Origin of the sequence: Streptomyces sp. CY-1 (assembly GCF_047218265.1) — a bacterium.
GTDB lineage: Bacteria > Actinomycetota > Actinomycetes > Streptomycetales > Streptomycetaceae > Streptomyces > Streptomyces niphimycinicus.
This window is the reverse complement of sequence record NZ_CP178393.1, coordinates 809,811-831,183: the sequence shown is the minus strand read 5'-3', so window position 1 is coordinate 831,183 and position 21,373 is coordinate 809,811. Positions and strand designations below refer to the sequence as shown.

At 74.1% G+C, this 21,373-nt stretch carries 2 protein-coding genes; both read right to left on the bottom strand.

Annotation, left to right across the window (positions count from 1 at the left end):
- Nucleotides 1-61: 61 nt before the first annotated feature.
- A complete protein-coding gene (locus tag ACK1X7_RS03680; RefSeq protein ID WP_385149231.1) occupies nt 62-1,318 on the bottom strand; it encodes an MFS transporter in 1,257 nt (418 codons plus the stop codon).
- Nucleotides 1,315-21,369: a non-ribosomal peptide synthase/polyketide synthase gene (locus tag ACK1X7_RS03675; protein ID WP_413114620.1), complete on the bottom strand. Its 20,055-nt coding sequence runs from the start codon at nt 21,367-21,369 to the stop codon at nt 1,315-1,317. Before ACK1X7_RS03675 ends, ACK1X7_RS03680 begins: the two co-directional genes overlap by 4 nt.
- Nucleotides 21,370-21,373 lie beyond the last annotated feature (4 nt).

Below are 21,373 nucleotides of genomic sequence, written 5' to 3'. Positions count from 1 at the left end.
TCGTTCTCTCCTGTCGGTGATCGGTCGGATGGGAGATGGTCGGTGAGGTAACGGATGGCGGTCAGTCGGCCTTCGCCGGCTGCCCCTCCTCATGGCGCCGGGACAGCGTGCGCAGGGTCGGGCTGGCGGTGGCCAGGACGGCCGCGGCGGCCATCCCCGCCGCGCAGAGCAGGATCGCCCGGTCGCCCGGCACGATCTGGGCGAGCGATCCGCCCAGCGCGGGACCCGCCGCGCCCGCGGCACCGCAGGCCAGCACGAGTGTGCTGGTGAGCCTGCCGCGCAGCTCGTCCGGGGTGCGCAGCAGTTGATCGGTCATGATCGCGGTGTTGGCCGTCGGCGGGAACAGTGCCATCAGGGCGAACAGCACCCCGATGAGATAGCCGCTGTCCATCAGCACGGTGACCGGGGCGCACACGGCCAGGGCCCAGAACACCGCGACGATGGCGCCGTACGAGCCCAGCTTCCGGTACAGCACGGGCGCCACCAGCGCGCCCGCCACCCCGCCCACCCCGAGCATGGCCGCCATCACGCCCACCTCCCCCGAGGGCACCCCCCGGGACTCGGCGAGCACGATGACGACGAGATAGAAGGCGCTGAAGAACAGGTTGAGCACCACCGCGCACGCCACGGTGACCCGGATCCTGCGCTCCCGCCACACCCACCGCAGTCCGGCGAGCGCCTCATGGCCCAGCGGGCCCACCCCGCCGGGGGGCCGTTCGCGCCGGGGCAGCCGGACGAAGAGCAGCGCGACGAAGGAGAGCGTATGTGTCACGGCGTCCACCAGGAAGGGGACGAACCGCCCCACGGCGAAGAGGAATCCGCCGGTCGCGGTGCCCGCCAACTGACCCATCGAGGCACGTGCCGTGTTCATCGCCACCGCAGTGGGCAGATGGTCGTCCGCCACCAGGGCGGGCAGTGACGCGTTCTCCGCCGGTTCGAAGAGCGCCGCGCTCGCCCCGAACACCGCCGCCACGGCCACCATGTGCCAGACGGTGGCCGCACCGGCCCACACGGCGACCACCAGGCTGATGGCGGAGACCGCCTGGGCCGCCTCGCAGCCCAGCATGATGGCCTTGCGGTCATAGCGGTCCACCAGGACACCGGCCGGGAGCCCCACCACCATCTGCGCGGCGGCGATGGTGCCCATGACCAGACCGGAGGCGGCGGCCGAGCCGGTGAGCGCGAGGACCAGCAGCGGAAACGCGATCACCGCCGCGTGGAAGCCGAACTCCGAGAGCGCCTGACTGCCCCACAGCAGCCGGTAGTCCCGGTTGCGCGAGAGGGGAACCGGCACGGACACCGGCGGGGCCGCGGTCATACGGCGCCCCGGCAGTCCTCGGCGATCCGGCGCAACGCCTCCGCGAAGTCCCCGGCCACCGCCTCCACGGTCGCCTTCTCGTGCACATCGGGGCGGTAGCGCCAGGTGAAGCCGAGCCGGCCGTCCTGCACCGCGCCCACCACCTCCAGCAGATGGGAGCCGCCCTCGCGCGGATCGTGGTCCTGGCCGAACGACCCGTGCTCGGCGTGCACCAGTCCGCCCTGCGACTGCGCCGACCGGGCGTCCCACTGGCCCAGGTAGTTGAACACGATCTGCGGCCCGGCGCCGTGACGGGACAGCCGCTCGCGCAGCTCGGGCGGGCCGAAGGCCCGTAGCGCCCCGAAGCCGAAGCCGTTGCCGGGTACGGTCCGCAGCCGCCGCCGGACCGACTTGACCAGACCGCGCCAGTCGGCCGGGCCGCCCTCGGGGATGTCCGGCAGCTCGAAGGAGACCGGGTACATGGTGGTGAACCAGCCCACCGTACGGGAGAGATCGACCCCGTCCAGGATGTCCTCGCGCCCATGGCCCTCCAGCTCCACCGAGACCCGCTCCTGGCCCGTCCAGCGGGACAGCGCCAGGGCGAGGGCGGCGAGCAGCACATCGTTGATCCGGGTGCGATAGGCGGTGGGCGCCGAGCGCAGCAGCGCCTCGGTGTCCCGCTCGTCGAGCTCGACCGGCACCGTACGGATCTCGGCCCCCGGCGCGGCCACCTGATGGTCGACCGGCAGCGGCCGGGCGTCGAGCGTCCCGCACCAGTGGTCGGCCTCATGGTCCAGGGCGCCGCCCGCGACATGCTCGGCGAGCCCCCTCGCCCAGTCGCGGAAGGCGGTGGTCCTGGAGCCGAGGTCCACCGGTTCGCCCCGTACGCCCTGCTGATAGGCGATGTCCAGATCGTCCAGCAGGATCCGCCAGGACACCCCGTCGATGACCAGATGGTGTGCGGTCAGGAAGAGGAACGGCCGCCGGCCCGCGCCGAAGCGGAACAGCGCGGCCTTCAGCAGCGGCCCCCGGCCGAGGTCGAAGTCCGCGTGGAGCGCGTCGGCCGCCTTCTCCATCGCCGCGTCCGCCTCCCGCGCCGCCAGACCGGACAGGTCATGGCGGTCCAGGACGGTGACGTCGGCCTCCGGTTCCGGGACGTGGCCGCGCCACTCGCCGCCGTCCTCGGTGAACCGGGTGCGCAGCGCGTCATGGTGGACCAGAAGCGCGGCCAGCGCCCCCTCCAGCGCCTTCTCGTCCGGTTCCTGGTGCAGCTCCAGCAGCGTGGACTGGTTGAAGTGGGGTGGATTCACGGTGTGGGTGGCGAAGAACCAGCGCTGGATCGGGGTGAGCGGAAGCGATCCGGTCACCGGCTCCGCACGGACCTCGTCCCGCTCGGCCGTGGCCACGGTGGCGAGCGCGGCCACCGACTGATGGGCGAACAGATCCTTGGTGGTCAGCCGGAGCCCGGCCTGGCGGGCACGGGAGACCACCTGGATGCTGAGGATGGAATCCCCGCCGAGGTCGAAGAAGTTGTCCTCCACGCCCACCCGTTCCAGACCGAGCACATCCGCCCAGATGTCCGCGATCCGGTGCTCCATCGGAGTGCGCGGGGCGACATGGCCCGCACCGGAGGTGACGGGCGCCGGATCCGGATCGGGCAGGGCCCGGCGGTCGACCTTGCCGTGGGCGGTGAGCGGAAGGGCGTCCAGGATGGCGAACGCGGAGGGCACCATATGGGACGGCAGGGTCCGCCCCAGGACCTCGCGCAGCGAGGCGGCGGTCGGCGCGGCGCCCGGCGCCGGGACGACATAGCCCACCAGGCGCTTCCCACCGGAGGGCTGCTCCGGAGTCGGGGCGGTCTCGCGTACGGCGACCACCGCTTCCCGTACCTCCGGGCCGCTCCGCAGCGCGCTCTCCACCTCGCCGAGTTCGATCCGGAAGCCCCGCACCTTGACCTGGTCATCGGCCCGGCCCAGGAACCTCAGCTCACCGTCGCCGGTCCACCGCACCACATCGCCGGTGCGGTACATCCGGCCGCCGGCGGGGCCGAACGGGTCGGCCAGGAACCGTGCGGCGGTCAGCCCCGGACGGCCCAGATAGCCGCGCGCCAGACCCGCGCCCGCCACATACAGCTCCCCGGCCACGCCCACCGGCACCGGGCGCAGCGCCTCGTCCAGCACATAGACCCGGGTGTTCGGGATCGGCCGGCCGATCGGCGGCGCCCCCGACCCCGCCGTGAGCGACCCGGACCAGGTGCTCACCACCGTGGCCTCCGTCGGGCCGTAGGAGTTGACCAGGCGCCGGCCCGGCGCCCAGCGGTCCACCAGCTCGGCGGAGCAGGCGTCACCGCCGACGATCAGGGTGCGCAGCTCCGGCAGCCCCGCCCGCCACGCCGCCTCCGGAACGGTGGCCAGCGCGGCCGGGGGGATCAGCGCATGGGTGATCCGCTGCCCGCCCAGCACCTCGGCCAGCCGCTCGCCCAGCAGGGGGCCCTCGTCACCGATCATCAGCGTCGCGCCACGGGGCAGCGAGACGCACAGCTCCAGGACGGAGGCGTCGAAGCTGGGGGAGGAGAACTGGAGCACACGGTCCCCGGCCCGCACGTCGTAGTGCGCGGCCGCGGCCGCCGAGAAACTCGCCAGCCCGGCATGGGTGACCACGACCGCCTTGGGCACACCGGTGGACCCGGAGGTGTAGATGACATACGCGGGATGGTCCGGCGTCAGGCCACGGCCGGGTGGTGGCCCGGCGGGACCGTCCTCGGTCCACACCGAGGCCGCGTCGTCGAGCACCACCGAGGGCGCGGCGTCCCGCAGCATGAACGCCACCCGCTCCTCGGGGTAGCCGGGGTCGACCGGCAGGAACGCACCGCCCGCCTTCGCCACGGCCAACTGCGCCACCAGCATTTCCAGCGAGCGCGGCAGCACCAGCGCCACCAGCCGCTCCGGCCCCACACCCTGGCCGATCAGCCGGTGTGCCAGCCGGTTCGCTGCCGTTTCCAGCTCGGCGAAGGTGAGATCGCCCTTCCCGTACCGTACGGCCGTGGCGTCGGGGGAGACGGCCGCCTGCCGCTCGAACAGCTCGCGCAGCGTGGCCGGGTCCACCTCCCGCCGGGTGTCGTTCCACTCGACCAGGGTGCGCCGCAGTTCGGCCGGGGTGGTCAGCGGCAGCGCGCCCACCGGCCGCCGCGGATCCTCGGCGATCCCGGCGAGCAGCGTGCGCAGGGCCGTGCCCATCCGCTCCACCGTCGAGGCGTCGAACAGATCGGTGCTGTAGCCGATCAGCCCGCGCAGCACGCCTCCCTCGGCCTCCGCGAACTCGAAGGTCAGGTCGAAGGCGGCGGTGTCGGTGTCCAGCTCCACATCCGCCAGCTCAAGACCGGGCAGCTCCAGGGCCCGGCCCGGGGCGTTCTGAAGCACCACCATCGCCTGGAACAGCGGTGTCCGGCTGGTGTCCCGGACCGGCCGCACCTCGTCCACCACCCGCTCGAACGGCACCGCCTGATGGGCGAACGCGTCCAGGACGGTGCCGCGCACCTCGGCCAGGAAGTCGCCGAAGGGGGCGTGCGGATCGACCGTGGAGCGCAGCACCAGCGTGTTGACGAAGAAGCCGATCAGCCGCTCCACCTCGGGGCGCTCCCGACCCGAGGTGACGGTGCCCACGGCGATGTCCCGCCCGCCCGACAGCCGGGCCAGCAGGATCTGGGACGCCGCCACCAGCGTCATGAACAGGGTGGTTCCCCGCGCCTGCCCGAACTCCTTGAGACGCAGGCTCACGTCGGCGGGCACCGCGAACTCCGCGGTCGCGCCGTACTTCGTCCGCACCGCGGGCCGGGGCCGGTCGGTGGGCAGCTCCAGCGGCGGGACCCCGGCCAACTGGCGGGTCCAGTAGGCCAGTTCCTCATCCGCGCGGGGAGCGGTGAGTTCGGCGCGCTGCCAGGCGGCGAAGTCCGCGTAGTGCACCGGCAGCGGGGGCAGCGTCGAGGGCTCGCCGCTCAGCGCCGCCCGGTACAGCTCCCGCAGATCGCCGGTGAGCACACCGGTGGACCAGCCGTCGGTGATGATGTGATGCAGCGTCAGGCTCAGCACATGTTCCTGGGCGCCGAGCCGGATCAGCCCGGTCCGCAGCAGCGGTCCGCGCCGCAGATCGAACGGGCGCGCCCGTTCGTACGCCAGCAGCTCCACCAGCTCCGCCTCCCGCCCGTCGGCGGGGAGGTGGGACAGATCGTACGGGTCGAGCCGGATCTCCCGGGGTTCGTGCACGATCTGCACCCCGCGGCCGTCCACCGCGTCGAAGGTGGTCCGCAGCGACTCATGCCGCGCCACCAGCGCGGTCAGCGCCGCGCCGAGCGCCTCCACATCGAGGGCTCCGCGCATCCGCAGCGCCAGCGGGGTGATGTACTCGGCGCTGTCCGGCGCGAAGGAGTCCAGGAACCAAAGACGTTGCTGCGGATACGACAGCGGCAGCTCGCCGTCCCGGGCCACCGGTGTGATCGGGGCGGGCCGGTCCCCGGCGCGGCCGTCCGCGCCACCGAGCGCCTCGGCCAGGGCGGCGACGGTCGGATGGGTGAACACCAGGCGGGGTGAGGGCTCCACCCCGAGCACCTCCCGCAGCCGTGAGGTGAGCCGGATGGAGAGGATCGAGTCGCCGCCCAGCTCGAAGAAGTTGTCCAGGGCGCCGACCCGTTCCACCTCCAGCACCTCGGCCCACACCGCCGCCACGGCCTGTTCGGCCCCCTCGCGCGGTGCGCGGTAGGGCGTGCGGCGGATGTCCGGGCCCGGGGCGGGCAGCGCCGCGCGGTCCAGCTTCCCGGTGGGGCCGAGCGGCAGCGTGTCCAGCGGGACGACGGTGGACGGCACCATATAGTCCGGGAGCCGCTCCGCCGCGTACGCCCGCAGCCGCGCACCGTCCACCGCCCCGTCGCCACCGGCCACCACATAGGCCACCAGCCGCTTCCCGCCGGGACCGCCGCTCCGGGCGACGACCGCGACATCCGCCACCTCCGGATGCCCGGCCAGCACCCCCTCAACCTCGCCCGGCTCGATCCGGAAGCCACGGACCTTGACCTGGTCATCGGCGCGGCCGAGGAACTCCACCGTGCCGTCCGGCCGCCGGCGCGCCAGATCGCCGGTGCGGTACATCCGCTCCCCGGCGGGCCCGTACGGATCGGCGAGGAACGCCGCGGCGGTCGGACCGGGACGGCCGAGGTAGCCACGCGCCACCCCTTCCCCGGCGATGAAGAGCTCCCCGACCACACCCGGCGGCACGATCCGCAGCCGCGCATCCAGGACGTGGACCCGCGTGTTGTCCAGCGGCCGGCCGATCGGCACCACCTCGGGCACCTCGTCGGCGCGGGACATCGGGAAGGACGTGGCGAAGGTCGTCGTCTCGGTCGGCCCGTACCCGTCCACCACGGTCAGCCCGGGGCAGCGCTTCAGCACCCGGCGCACCGAGGCCGCGGGCACCACATCGCCGCCCGTCCACACCTCGCGCAGCCCCGCGAAGCAGTCCGGCGCGTCCTGCGCCAGCAGCCGGAACAGCCCGGCGGTCAGCCAGAGTCCGGTGATCCCCTGCCCGGCCACCAGTCGGCGTACCGCAACTGCGTCCAGCTCGCCCGATGTCACGACCAACCGGCCACCGCCCAGCAGCGGCACCCACATCTCGTAGGTGGCGGCGTCGAACGCCACCGGCGAATGCAGCGGCACCCGCTCATGCCCGCCACCGGCGAAGGCACGGTCCAGGGCGAGCGCCGCCACATCGCGATGGCGCACCCCCACGGCCTTGGGCACCCCGGTCGACCCGGAGGTGAACATCACATACGCCAACTGGTCCCGGTGCACCGGCACCGCGTGTGCGAGCGGCTCGCCCTCCCGCGCGGCGGCCACCTCCTCCGGCGTCAGCACGACCGCGGCGCCCGCCTGGTCCAGCAGCGTCCGCCGCCGATCGCCCGGGGCGCGGACGTCCACCGGTACATACACCCCACCGGCCCTGACCACCGCGAGCTGGGCCACGACCAGCTCCACCGACCGGTCCATGAGCAGCGCCACCCGATCCTCCGGCCGCAGCCCGGACCGCACCAGATGTCCGGCCAACCGGCCCGCCCAGTCGTCGAGTCGGGCATAGCTGAGCGAGGTGGCGCCGTCGGTCACGGCGACGGCGTCCGGGGCACGGCGGACCCGCTCGGCGAACAGCTCGGCCAGCGAACCCTCCGGCAGCGGCCGGGCGGTGGCATTCCACTCGCCCATCGCCCGCCGGCGCTCCGCCGACGTCAGCAGCGGCAGCTCGTCCAGCGACCGTCCGGCGCCGTCCGCGATCCCGGTCAGCAGCGTCTGGAGATGGGCCGCCGCCCGCTCCACGGTGGCCGCGTCGAACAGCGCCGGATCGTAGGCGATGTCGAAGCCCAGCCGGTCGCCGAGATAGGCGCGCAGGCACAGCGGGAAACTGGTGGAGTCCTCGGCCCGCACCTCCCGGACACGGATCCCGGCACCGGCCGCCGACGCCTCGTCGAAGGGGTAGTTCTCGAACACCACCATGCTGTCGAAGAGCGCCGCACCGGCCGGAAGCGCGCCGAGGGCCTGGATCCGGGGGAGGGCGACGAAGTCGAAGCGGCGGGACTCGCTCTGCTGCTCCTGAAGCTCCCGCAGCCACTCCACGACCTCACGGCCGCCCTCGGCCACGGCCCGGGTGGGGACCGTGTTGATGAACATGCCGACCATCGTCTCCACGCCCGGCAGCCCCTCCGGACGGCCCGAGACGGTGGTGCCGAACACCACATCGCGCTCACCGCCGTACCGCGACAGCAGCAGCGCCCACGCCCCCTGCACCACCGTGTTGACCGTCAGCCCGCCGTCGCGCGCCGTCTCCCGCAGCCGGGCGGACACCTCATCGGTCAGCTCCAGCCGGGTCAGCGCGGTCGAGGTGGTGCGATGCGCCTCCCGGGGCGGCCGGTCGTACGGCAGCGGCGTGCGGGCGCCGAACCCCGCCAGCACCCCGCGCCAGTGGCGCTCCGCCCGCTCCTGGTCCTGCCCGCGCAGCCAGCGCAGAAAGTCCCGGAAGGGGCGGCGCGCGGCCGGCCGCGGTGTGCGTCCGGCGACGAGCGCCGCGTAGGTCTCGCACACCTCGGCGAAGATCTGCCCGGTGCTCCAGCCGTCCAGCATCAGATGGTGTGAGGTCCACACCAGCATGACCTCGTCATCGGGCAGCCCGGCCACCGCGATCCGGCTCAGCGGGGCCGAGGTGAGTGCCATCCCGGCGGCGCGGTCCTCGGCCAGCAGCAGGCCCAGCGCCTCCTCCCGCGCGGACGGCGTCAGCTTCCGCCAGTCCAGCCGGACGGTGGGCAGCTCGGCCTGGCGGTGGACGAGCTGGACGGGCTCGGCGAGCCCCTCCCAGCGGACGGAACTGCGCAGCACCGGGGTACGGTCCACCACCCGCTGCCACGCGTCGGCGAAGGCGTCCGGGTCGGCGATCCCGCCGATCCGGATGGCGATCTGGTCGAAGTAGGCGCCACCGGTGGCACCGCTGTCCACGAGGCCATGGAAGAGCATGCCGGCCTGGAGCGGGGTCAGCGGATAGACGTCCTCCACCGCGCCGCCGTCACCGGCGATCAGGTCCACCTGGCGCTGGTCGAGCCGGGCGAGCGGGAAGTCGGACGGCGTGCGCCCGCCCGCGCCGGGCTCCGCGCAGTGCGCCACGATCTCCTTCAGCGCGGCCAGACAGTCGTCGGCGAGCCGGCGCACGGTCGCCTCGTCGTACATCCGGGCCGGATAGCTCCAGCCCAGCTCCAGACGGCCGTCCTGGACCGCGCCGGTGACCTCCAGCAGACATGGCCGGGTCTCCCCGGGCGGGGCGTCCTGGCCGGTCACGGGGAGGGCGGCGCGGTAGAGGCCGGGGGCGGCGCCGTCGTCGTCCGCCGCCACATCCCACTGGCCGTGGTAGTTGAAGACGATCTGCGGCGACGGGCCGTCCCGCAGCTCCCCGGCCGGGGAGCCCTCGGGGGCCAGCTGGCGCAGCGCTCCGTAGCCGAGCCCGTGGTGCGGGACGGCGCGCAACTGCTCCTTGACGGACCGGAGGGTGTCGCGCCACCCCGCCTCGGCGTCGACGGCCAGCGCGAGCGGGTATTCGGAGGTGAACCAGCCGACCGTACGGGAGAGATCCAGGTCCTCGAAGAGATCCTCGCGGCCGTGTCCCTCCACGCCGATCAGCACCGTGTCCCCACCGGTCCAGCGAGCCAGGCTCCGGCCGAGCGCGCCCAGCAGCACATCGTTGATCCGCGTCCGGTAGACACCCGGGACCTGGCGCAGCAGCGCCTCGGTCTCGGCCCGGCCGAGGACCGTGGTCACCGTGGCCGCCGTCTCATGGGTGTTGGGGCCCTCGCGGTCGACGGGGAGCGCGGCGGGCGCGGACCGCGCCACGCCCGTCCAGTACTCCAGATCGCCATCGAGCCCGCCGGAGCGCACGTGTTCCGCCAGCCGGGCGGCCCACCGGGTGAAGGCGCTGCTCGCCGGGGGCAGGGTGGCCGGGCCGCCGGCGGCGGCGCGGCGGTAGGCGGTCTCCAGATCGCCGAGCAGAACACGCCAGGAGACGCCGTCCACCACCAGATGGTGGGCGGTGAGCAGCAGCTCGGACGGCCGCCCGGGGCCGAAGGTGAACAGCAGCACCCGCAGCACGGCCCCCTCGGCGATGTCCAGCCCCCTCTGGGCCGCGACCGTGGCCTCCCGTACGGCGGCGCCGCGCGCCGCGTCGTCCAGACCCGACAGATCGTGCCGCTCCAGGACACCGGCGGGGGCGGCGGGCAGAACCTCCTGCCGCCACCGCCCGTCGACGGCCAGGAAGCGGGTGCGCAGCGCCGCGTGCTGCGCCACCAGGGCGTCCACCGCCTGCCGCAGGGCGGCCTCGTCGAGGTCGCCGGTGAGCTCCAGCCGGTGGCTCATGGTGAAGTGGTGCCGCTCGCCGGGCCGCCGCCCGTCCAGATACCAGTGCTGGATCGGGGTCAGCGGCGCCGCTCCGGCCACCGCACCGGCGGGCTCCGGAAGCGGCTGCCGCTCGGCGGTCTCGACGCTCAACGCGAGTTCCGCGACGGTCTGGTGGCGGAAGACATCCTTGGAGGTGAGGGTCAGCCCGGCCTGGCGGGCGCGGGAGACGATCTGGATGCTGAGGATCGAATCGCCGCCCAGGGCGAAGAAGTTGTCCTCCACACCCACCTGGGGGATGCCCAGCACCTCGGCCCAGACGCCCGCCAGCACCGTCTCGGCGTGGGTGCGGGGTGCCACATACGGCGAGCCCTGCTCAGGCCGGTCGGGGGGAGCGGGCAGCGCGCGCCGGTCGACCTTGCCGCTGTCGGTGCGGGGCATCCGCTCCAGCGTCACGAAGGCGGCCGGGACCATGTAGCCGGGCAGGGTGCGCTTGAGCCGGGCGCGCAGCTCCACCGGACCGGGGAAATCGGCGGCCGAAGCGGGCGAATCGGCGGCCTCATCGGGCGAATCGGCGGCCGGGTCGGTGGAATCGGCGGCCACCAGATAGGCCACCAGCCGCCGGTGGCCGGTGTCCTCACGGGCCACGACCACCGCCTCCTGGATCGCCGGATGGTCCAGGAGCGCGGCCTCGATCTCCCCGGGCTCGATCCGCAACCCACGGATCTTGAGCTGCTCGTCGGCGCGGCCGAGGAACTCCAGCGCCCCCTTGGCCGTCCAGCGCGCCCGGTCGCCGGTGCGGTACATCCGGCTGCCGGGAGGGCCGTACGGATCGGCGACGAAATGCCCCGCGGTCAGCCCGGGGCGGCGCAGATAGCCGCGGGCGACCTGGGCCCCGGCCAGATGGAGTTCACCGGGGATACCGGGCGGCACCGGCCGCAGCGCGCCGTCCAGGACGTACGCCCGCAGATTGCGGCCGGGCCGTCCGATGAGTGGGCGCTCGCCGAGACCGGCCAGATCGCCGTAGACCGCGTCCACGGTGCATTCGGTGGGCCCGTAGAAGTTGTACGCCGCCACGCCAGGCACCGCGCGCAGCTTCCGCCACAGCGCAGTCCCGAGGGCCTCGCCGCCCACCATGACGATCCGGGGGCGGTGGCGGCCCCGGGCGAACAGCCCGGCCGCCATCAGCTCATGGAGGTACGACGGGGTGAGGTCGACGAAGTCCACGCCATGGGCGTCGATCAGCGCCACGAGTGCGGCCGGGTCGAGCCGTACCGCGTCGTCGACCAGGTGCACCTCCTGGCCGGCGGCCAGGAACACCGCGCCCTCCCAGGAGGTGTCGAAGGAGAACGCGGCGGTCAGCGCCGCGCGCAGCGGACGGCCCGCCTCGGCCCGGTGCGGTGCGATGAGCTCGGCCGCGTGGTCGAGGCAGAGGTTGACCAACTGGCGGTGTTCGACGGCGACGCCCTTGGGGCGGCCGGTGGACCCCGAGGTGTAGGTGATGTACGCGGTGTGCCCGGGGAGCAGCGGGGAGAGCCGGTCCGCGTCGGTGGGATCGGTGTTCGGCAGCCCGTCCAGGGGCGCGTCCCGCAGGACCTCGGGAGTGAGGACGACCTCGGGCGCCGCGTCCTCCAGCAGGAATCGCGCGCGCTCGGCCGGCAGTTCGGGGTCGACGTACAGGTGCGTACCGCCCGCCTTGAGGACGGCGAGCAGGGCCACCATCAGATCGGCGGTGCGCGGCAGCCTGACCGCCACCACCTTCTCCGGACCCACGCCGAGGGCGATCAGATGGTGGGCCAGCCGGTTGGCGCGGGCGCCCAGCCCCGCGAAGTCGTAGGTGGCGTCTGCGGCCACCAGCGCGGTGGCGCCCGGGGTGCGGGCGGCCTGCTCCTCGAAGAGACGGGGGAAGGTGGTGTCCGCCACCGCGAGCGCGGTGCCGTTCCACTCCTCCAGCACCGTCCGCCGCTCCCCGGCGGTCAGCAGCGGCAGCTCGCCCACCGGCAACCCGGGGTCCTCGGCAACCGCTTCCAGCAGCAACCGCAGTTGGCGGGCCATCCGCTCCACGGTGGCCGCGTCGAACAGGTCGGTGTTGTACTCCACGAAACCGGTCAGGGCGCCGAGGTGCTCCACGAAGTCGAAGCTCAGATCGAAACCGGCGGTCCGGCCGGGAACCCGGACGGCCTCCACGCTGAGACCCGGCAGCTCCGGCACCTCCGCGCCCAGATTGTGCAGCGCCACCATGACCTGGAAGAGCGGAGTGCGGCTGGTGTCCCGCTCCGGCTGGAGCGCGTCCACGATCCGCTCGAACGGCACGTCCTGGTGGGCGAAGGCGTCCAGTACGGTGCCCCGCACCCGGGTGAGCAGCTCCTCGAAGGGCTGGTCGGCCTCCACCCGGGTGCGCAGCACCAGCGTGTTCACGAACATCCCGACCAGATGCTCCAGTTCGGGGCGCTCCCGTCCCGAGGTCACGGTGCCCACCGCGATGTCCTGCCGGCCCGACCAGCGGGCGAGCAGCACCTGGCAGGTGGCGAGGAGCGTCATGAAGAGGGTGGCATCGCCGCGCCGCCCGGCCGCGCGCAGCCGCTCCACCAGCCCGGCGGGCAGGGTGAACTCCAGCAGCGCCCCGCATCTGGTCTGCACGGCCGGCCGCGGACGGTCGGTCGGCAGCTCCAGCGGCGCCAGCTCGGCCAGCCGCGCCCGCCAGTACTCCAACTGCGGCTCCACCGCCGCCCCGCCGCCGAGCGGATCGCGCTGCCACGCCGCGTAGTCGGCGTAACCCAGCGGCAGCGGGGCGAGCGCGGGCGGCCGTGCCATGACCGCCGCGCCGTACAGCTCGCTCAGATCGGCGCCGATGACGGCGGTGGACCAGCCGTCCGTGACGATGTGGTGCATCGTCAGGGTGAGGACGTGCTCCTCGTCGTCCAGTCGGATCAGGGACGCCCGCAGCAGCGGGCCGGTGCGCAGGTCGAAGGGGGTGGCGCCCTCTCGTTCCAGCAGTCGCTCCAGCTCCCGCTCGCGGTCGGCCGCGGGACGGGCCGTGAGGTCGTGCGAGGGCAGCGCCACCGGGTACGGGTCGTGCACCCGTTGCACCCCGCGGCCGTCCACCTCGGCGAAGGTGGTGCGCAGCGGCTCGTGCCGGGCCACCAGTCCGTCCAGGGCGGTGCGCAGGGCGGCGGTGTCCAGGCGGCCGCGCAGCCGCAGCGCGAACGGCGTCACATACTCCGTACCGCCGTCGTCGAAGGAGTCCAGGAACCACAGCCGCGCCTGTGCGAAGGACAGCGGCAGTTCCCCGTCCCGTGGCACGGCCGGGATGGTGTCCGCGCTCCCGGGGATGGTGTCCGCGCTCCCGCCCTCCTCGGGCGCGGTCAGCGCGGCGGCGAGGTCGGCCACGGTGGTGTGGGTGAACAGGGCGCGCGGGGTGACGTCCGTGCCGAAGGCCGTCCGCAGCCGGGAAGCCACCCGGATGGCCAGGATCGAATCGCCGCCCAGGGCGAAGAAGTCGTCCGTCGCCCCGGCCTCCTCGACCGGGAGGACCTCGGCCCACACCCGCGCCACCGTACGTTCGGCCTCGGTGCGCGGGGCGATCCGCTCGGCGCTCGCCGCGAAGCCGTCCGGGCCGGGCGCGGGCAGCGCGGCCCGGTCCAGCTTGCCGTTGACGGTCAGTGGCAGCGCGTCCAGCGACAGGAACGCCGCCGGAATCATCTGCGCGGGCAAGGACCGCTGGAGGAACTCCCGCAGCTCGGCGGCGTCCGGTGGCGCGGCCGCACCGGCGGCCACCACATAGGCCACCAGCCGCCGCACCCCGGGCTGGTCCTCCCGTACGGTCACCACCGCGTCGCCCACCCGCGGATGGGCGGCCAGGGCGGCCTCGATCTCCCCGGGCTCGATCCGGAAGCCGCGGATCTTCACCTGGTCGTCGGCGCGGCCCAGATACTCCAGCTCCCCGTCGGCGGTCCACCGGGCCCGGTCGCCGGTGCGGTACATCCGGCTCCCGGCGGGCCCGTGCGGATCGGCCACGAAACGGGACGCGGTCAGCCCCGGGCGGCGCAGATAGCCCCGGGCCAGCCCGGCCCCCGCCACATACAGTTCGCCCACCGCCCCCGGCGGCACCGGCCGAAGACCCTCGTCCAGCACATACACCCGCAGGTCGGGGATGCCGGTGCCGATGGCGCTTCCGGTGGCCACCACGGCGGACGCGGTGGCGCGGTCCAGCGGGGCATAGGTGACATGCACGGTGGTCTCGGTGATCCCGTACATGTTGACCAGCACCGGCGCGGTGTCCGGATGCCGCGCGTACCAGCCCGCCAGCCGCCGCGCGTCGAGCGCCTCCCCGCCGAACACCACCCGGCGCAGGGCGAGCCGGGCCCCGGGGTTCTCCTCGTCCGCGCGCATCAGCCCCTGGAAGGCGGACGGTGTCTGGCTGAGCACCGTCACCCGCTCGTCCACCAGCAGCCGCAGGAACTCCTCCGGGGAGCGGGAGACGGCGTACGGCACGACCACGAGCCGGCCGCCGTGCAGCAGCGGCCCCCAGATCTCCCAGACGGAGAAGTCGAAGGCGTAACTGTGGAACAGCGTCCACACATCGCTCGCATCGAACGAGAACCACGCTTGGGTCCGGGAGAACAGCCGGACCACATTGGCGTGCGGGATCACCACGCCCTTGGGCACACCCGTGGACCCGGAGGTGTAGATGGCGTAGGCGGGGCTGTCGGGCAGCGGCCCCGAACCGGCCGGGACGGCGGCGGGCAGGCCCTCCAGATCGGCGATCAGGGCGGGGTCGTCCAGGCACAGCCGGGCCACGGCGGTGTCCTCGTCCAGCCGCGCCTTCAGGGCGGCGGTGGTCAGCAGGGCGACCGGTTCGGCGTCGGCGAGCATCCGGGCGATCCGGCCGGACGGCTGGTCCGGGTCGAGCGGCAGATAGGCCGCCCCCGTCTTCAGCACCGCCACGATCGCCACGATCATCTCCGGCGAACGGGGCAGCGCCAGTGCCACATACCGCTCCCGCCCGGCGCCCTCGGCGATGAGCCGATGCGCCAACCGGCCGGCCCGCGAGTCGAGTTCGGCGTACGACAGCGATTCCCCGGCGCAGGAGACGGCGATGGCCCCGGGGGTGCGGGCGGCCTGCTCCTCGAACAGCTCCACCAGGGTCCGCTCCGGCGTCGCAGGGGCCGCGCCGCCGCCCCACTCCACCAGGATCCGCCGGCGCTCCTCGCCGGTGGTCCACGGCAGCGCCCGCAGCGGACGGTCGGTGTCCGCCGCGATCGCCGTGAGCAGCAGGCACAGCCGGTCGGCGAGCGCGGCCGCGGTCCGGGCGTCGAACAGCCCCGGGTCGTAGCCGAGATCGAAGCCCAGCCGGTCGGAGAGATGCGCCCGCAGACTCAGGCCGAAGTTGGTCGCGTCGACGGATTGCACCTCGACGATCCGCAGCCCCGCCTCGCGCGCCGAGGAGTCGTCGAAGGGGTAGTTCTCGAAGGCCACCATGGAGTCGAAGAGCGGGGTCCCGGCGGGTAGCTCGCTCCAGCCCGACACCTGCGCCAGCGAGACGGATTCATGGCGCCGGGACGCGGACTGCGCCATCTGGAGCTCCCGCAGCCAGTCACCGGTGTGCCGGGCGGCGTCCACCCGGACCCGGGTCGGCAGGGTGTTGATGAACATCCCCACCATCGACTCGACCCCGGCCAGCTCCGCCGGACGGCCCGAGACGGTGGTGCCGAAGACCACGTCCTCCACACCGCCGTACCGGGACAGCAGCAGCGCCCAGGCACCCTGCACGATGGTGTTGACGGTCAGGCCGCCGCTCCGGGCCGTACGGCGCAGTTCCTCCGACACCTCGCGGGTGAGCGCCACCGCCACGGTCGCCGAGGACCGGGCCCGGTGGGACTCCACGGCCACGCGATCGCGGGGGAGCGGGGTCGGCGCGGTGAAGCCCGCGAGCAGCTCCCGCCAGTGGTGCTCGGCCTCCTGCCCGTCCTGCCCGGCCAGCCACTGGAGATAGTCGCGGAACGGCCGGCGGGCGGGGAGCGCGGGGGCATGGCCCCGGGTGGCCGCGGTGTACCGCTCGCACACCTCGGTGAACACCTGCGCCAGGCTCCAGCCGTCCAGGACCAGATGGTGCGAGGTCCAGATCAGCGCCACGCGGGCGTCGGTCAGCCGGGCGATGGCCAGCCGCATCAGCGGCGGCGCGGCCAGATCGATGCCCAGGGCCAGGTCCTCGGCGCGGAAGCGCTCCAGCTCGGCCTCGCGCCGCTCATCGGACAGTCCGCGCCAGTCCAGCAGGGTCACGGGCACCTCGGCCCGGTGGCGGACGATCTGGAGCGGCCGCTCCACATCCTCCCAGACGACACCACTGCGGAGCACCGGAGTGCGGTCCACCGTCTCCTGCCAGGACCGGGCGAACGCCTCCGGGTCGCGGATCCCCTCCAGGGTCAGCACGGCCTGGTCGAGGTAGACGTCCTCCGCGCCGCCGACCAGCCGGTGGAAGAGCATGCCCTCCTGAAGCGGCGTCAGCGGATAGACATCCTCGATCTCCCGTCCGTCGCCCACCAGCCGGTCGACCGCGGCCTGGTCCAGCCGGGCCAGGGGGAAGTCGGACGGCGTCCGGCCGCCCGCGCCCGGTTCGTCGCAGTGCGCCACGATCTCCCGCAGCGCCGTGAGCATGCCGTCCGCGAGCCGCCGCACGGTGGCCGCGTCATGGACCCGGTCGGAGAACAGCCAGGTCAGCTCCAGCTCTCCGTCCGCCACCACGGCGGACACATCGAGCGGATACACCGAGGGCTCGTCGGCGGCCAGATCCCGCCCCAGGCTCTCCCCGGTGAGCGTGAACGCGCCGCCGTCCCCGCCCGAGCCCCACTGGCCGTGGTAGTTGAAGCAGATGCCCGGCAGTGGCGCGTCGGCGAGCGCCCGCGCGGGGGAGCCCGGGGCGCTCAGATACGCCAGCGCCTCATAGCTCAGCCCCCGGTGCGGCAGCGCGCGCAACTGCTCCTTGACCGACCTCAGCACCGCTCCCCAGCCGCCTGCGGGCAGCGTCAGCGCCACCGGGTACTGCGTGGTGAACCAGCCCACCGTCCGGGACAGCTCGACGGCCGCGTCCAGCTCCTCACGGCCATGGCCCTCCATGGCCACCAGCACCCGGTCCTCGCCCGTCCAGTCGGCGAGCACCCGCCCCAGAGCGCCGAGCAGCACATCGTTGATCTGCGTCCGGTACACCCCGGGCACCCGGCGCAGCAGCCCGTCGGTGACCTCGCGGTCGAGCGTCACGCGCACGGTGTGGGTGGACCCGGCCGTGGCTGTGCCCGGGTGGTCCACCGGAAGGTCCGCGGCACCCGCCTGACGTACGCCCTCCCAGTACGGCAGATCGCCGTCCAGCAGCCCCTCCCGCACCTGCTCGCCCAGCCGGTGGGCCCAGGTGGTGAAGGCGGTGGAGGCGGGCTCCGGGCGCACCGGCTCCCCGGCGGCGGCCTGCCGGTAGGCGCTCTCCAGATCGCCCAGCAGAATGCGCCACGAGACGCTGTCCACGGCCAGATGGTGTGCGGTGAGGAAGAGCCGCGGCCGGACCCCCGCCCCGCGCCGGAGCAGGGCGCCACGCAGCAACGCCCCCGTGGTCAGGTCGAGTTCGGCGCGGGCGGCCTCCGCGGCCACCTCGGCCGCGGCCGTCTCCTCGGCCCCGTCGAGCCCGGCCAGATCGCGGCGCAGCAGCAGCGGCCCGTTCGCCACGCCGTCCGCGAGCTGCCGCCACCCGCCGTCGTCGTCCTGGACGAACCGGGTGCGCAGGGCCGGGTGGTGCGCGACCACTGCGTCCAGCGCGGTCTCCAGCGCGCCCTCGTCCAGCTCGTGCGGCAGATCGAGGACCATCGACATGGTGAAGTGGCGCAGCGGGCCGTGGGTGGCGAAGAACCACTGCTGGATCGGGGTGAGCGGGGCCGGACCCGCCACGTCCACCGCCTCGTCGGCGGGGGCGTCGGGCGCGCTGCGCGGCGTCACGGCTGCGGCCAGCTCGGCGATGGTCTGGTGCAGGAAGACATCCCGCGAGGTGAGCGCGAGCCCGGCCCGGCGGGCGCGGGAGACGATCTGGATGCTGAGGATCGAATCGCCGCCCAGCTCGAAGAAGTTGTCGCTCACTCCCACCGTTCGGGCGCCCAGCACCTCGGCCCAGATCCGGGCGAGCTCCCGCTCCGTCTCCGTGCGCGGGGCCTCGGCGGCCCGCTCCGGCCGGTCCGCGTCGAGCCGTGGGGCGGGCAGCGCCCGGCGGTCCAGCTTGCCGCTGGCGTTGAGCGGCATGGCGTCCAGGGCGACGAAGGCACCGGGGACCATATGGCCGGGCAGCGTGCGCCCGAGGGCCGCGCGCAGCTCGGTGGAGGCGGGCGGCTCACCGCCCGGCGCGGGCACATAGTAGGCGGCCAGTCGCGTGTGGCCGCGGTCGTCGGTCACCGCGACGACGGCCGCCTCGGCGACGGCCGGGAGATCGAGCAACGCCGCCTCGATCTCGCCCGGTTCGATCCGGTGGCCCCGGATCTTCACCTGGTCGTCCGCGCGGCCGAGGCAGTCCAGCTCCCCGTCGGCGGTCCAGCGGGCCAGGTCGCCGGTGCGGTACATCCGGCTCCCGGCGGGCCCGTACGGATCGGCCACGAAGCGGGACGCGGTCAGCCCGGGACGGCCCCGGTACCCCCGGGCCACCTGCTCACCGGCCAGATACAGCTCACCCGCCACCCCCACCGGCACCGGCTTGAGACGTGAGTCGAGCACATGGGCGCGCAGATTGCCCAGCGGCCGGCCCACCACCGGCCGCCCGGCGCCGCCGATCCGGGCGGCGAGTGCGTCGATGGTGCACTCGGTCGGACCGTAGAAGTTGTACGCCGTCGTGCCCGGGGCGTCCGCCAGCCGCCGCCACAGCGACGGGCCGAGCGCCTCGCCACCCAGCATCAGCACCCGCGGGCGGTGCCGGGGGTGGTCCAGCAGCCCGGCCGGCAGAAGCTGCCGCAGATAGGAGGGGGTGAGGTCGAGGAAGTCGATACGGTGCTCGGCGATGCGCTCCACCAGCGCGGCCGGATCGAGCCGGGTGGCCTCGTCGATGAGGTGCAGCTCATGGCCGTCCGCCAGCAGCAGCAGCCCCTCCAGCGAGGTGTCGAAGGAGAACGACGCGGTCAGCGCCGCGCGCAGCGGCCCGCCGCCCGCCTCCGCCACAAAGCCCTGCCGGTGGCTCACCAGCAGATTGACCATCGACCGGTGCTCCACGGCCACCCCCTTGGGGCGGCCGGTGGAGCCGGAGGTGTACAGGACGTAGGCGGCGCTGTCGGGGTGGAGTGCGGCGGTCCGGTCCGCGTCCGTGGGATCGGCCGTCGGCAGGGTGTCCGGGAGGGCGAGCAGGGCGGCCTCGTCGAGCACCAGCACCGGTTCGGCGTCGGCCAGGAGGAACGCGAGGCGCTCGGCGGGGAGTTCCGGATCGAGGGGCAGATGGACCCCGCCCGCCTTGAGCACCCCCAGGATCGCCACGACCATGTCGGCGGTCCGGGGCAGCTTCACCCCGACGACGCGCTCCGGTCCCACACCTTGGGCGATCAGATGGTGCGCCAGCCGGTTGGCGGCCGCGTTCAGCCCCGCGAAGTCATAGGTGGCGTCGGAGGCCACCAGCGCCGTCGCATCCGGGGTACGGGCCGCCTGCGCCTCGAACATCGCCGGGAACGTGGCCGGTTCGACCGCGAGCGCGGGGCCGCGCCCGGCGGCCGTCATCCGCCGCCGCTCGCCGTCCGTGAGCAGGGGCAGCTCCCGCACCGGCCGGTCCGGATCGGCGGCCACCCCGTCGAGCAGCACCAGCAGATGGCCCGCCATCCGCTCGGCGGTCGCCGTGTCGAACAGCTCGGTGCTGTACTCCAGCAGCCCCCGCAACTCCGCCCCATCCGGCCCGGATTCGACGAATTCGACGCTGAGGTCGAAGGTGGCCGACCGCCGGGGCACATCCACGCTCGCCGCTTCAAGACCGGACAGCCGGGGCGCGCTCCGCGGGGCGCTGTGCAGCAGCACCATCACATCGAACAGCGGATTGCGGCCCGCCTCCCGGCGCGCCCCCACGGCCTCCACCAGCCGCTGGTACGGCGTCTCGTCATGGGCGAAGGCGTCCAGCACCGTGGCCCCGGCGTCGGCCAGCAGCTCACGGTAGGTACGGGCCGTGTCCACCGCGGAGCGCAGCACCACCGTGTTGACGAAGAAGCCGACGGCGCGCTCCAGTTCGGTGCGGCCACGGCCGGAGGTCACGGTGCCGATGGCGATGTCGTCCTGCCCCGACCAGCGGGCGAACAGCCCCTGGCAGGCGGCGACCAGCGCCGTGAACAGCGTGGTCCGCTCCCGCGCGGCAAGCGCGCGCAGCCGGTCCGCGGTGGCGCGGTCCACGGTGAACTCATGGACCGCCCCCGCCGAGGTGGGCGCCGCGGGCCGGGGCCGGTCGGTGGGCAGCTCCAGCGGGACGACGCCGTCCAGCCGCCCCTTCCAGTAGTCGAGCTGCCGGTCCAGCGCGGCCCCCGCGAGCCGCTCCCGCTGCCACACGGCGAAGTCGGGATACTGCACCGGCACCGGAGGCAGCGGCTCCGCGGCGTACAGCGCGCACAGCTCGTCCTGGAGCACCCCCATCGACCAGCCGTCGGTGACGATGTGATGGGCCGTGAGCAGCAGGATGTGCTCGTCCTCGGCCAGGCGGATCAGCAGCGCCCGCAGCGGCGGGCCGGTCCGCAGATCGAACGGCCGGGCGTACTCGGCCGGCAGCAGCCGGTCCAGCGCCCCCGGCTCCCGGTCCGATCCGGTGAGGTCGGCCACCGGCAGGGGGACGGGCGCCGCCGGGCGCACCACCTGGACGGGCCGCCCGTCGCTGTCGTCGAACGTGGTCCGCAGCGCCTCATGGCGCTCCACCAGGGCGTCCAGCGCCCCGGAGAGCGCCGCCACGTCCAGAGCGCCGGTCAGCCGCAGCGCCAGCGCGCTGTTGTACCCCGCCTCCTCCGGCTGGAGGGTGTGCAGAAACCACAGCCGTTCCTGGGCGAAGGACAGCGGCAGCGGCCGCGCGCGGTCCGCGCGGGGGATGGCGTCGGCGCGCCCGGCCTTGCCCGCGAGGCGGCGCCGGAGCGCCTCCCGCAGCTCCTCGGGCAGCGCGGAAGCGCGATCGTTCCTCGAAGACGTCATGTCG

Excerpts from the sequence above, each read along its gene's own strand:
- ACK1X7_RS03680 (WP_385149231.1), bottom strand. The coding sequence starts at position 1,318 with ATGACCGCGGCCCCGCCGGTGTCCGTGCCGGTTCCCCTCTCGCGCAAC.
- ACK1X7_RS03675 (WP_413114620.1), bottom strand. The coding sequence starts at position 21,369 with ATGACGTCTTCGAGGAACGATCGCGCTTCCGCGCTGCCCGAGGAGCTG.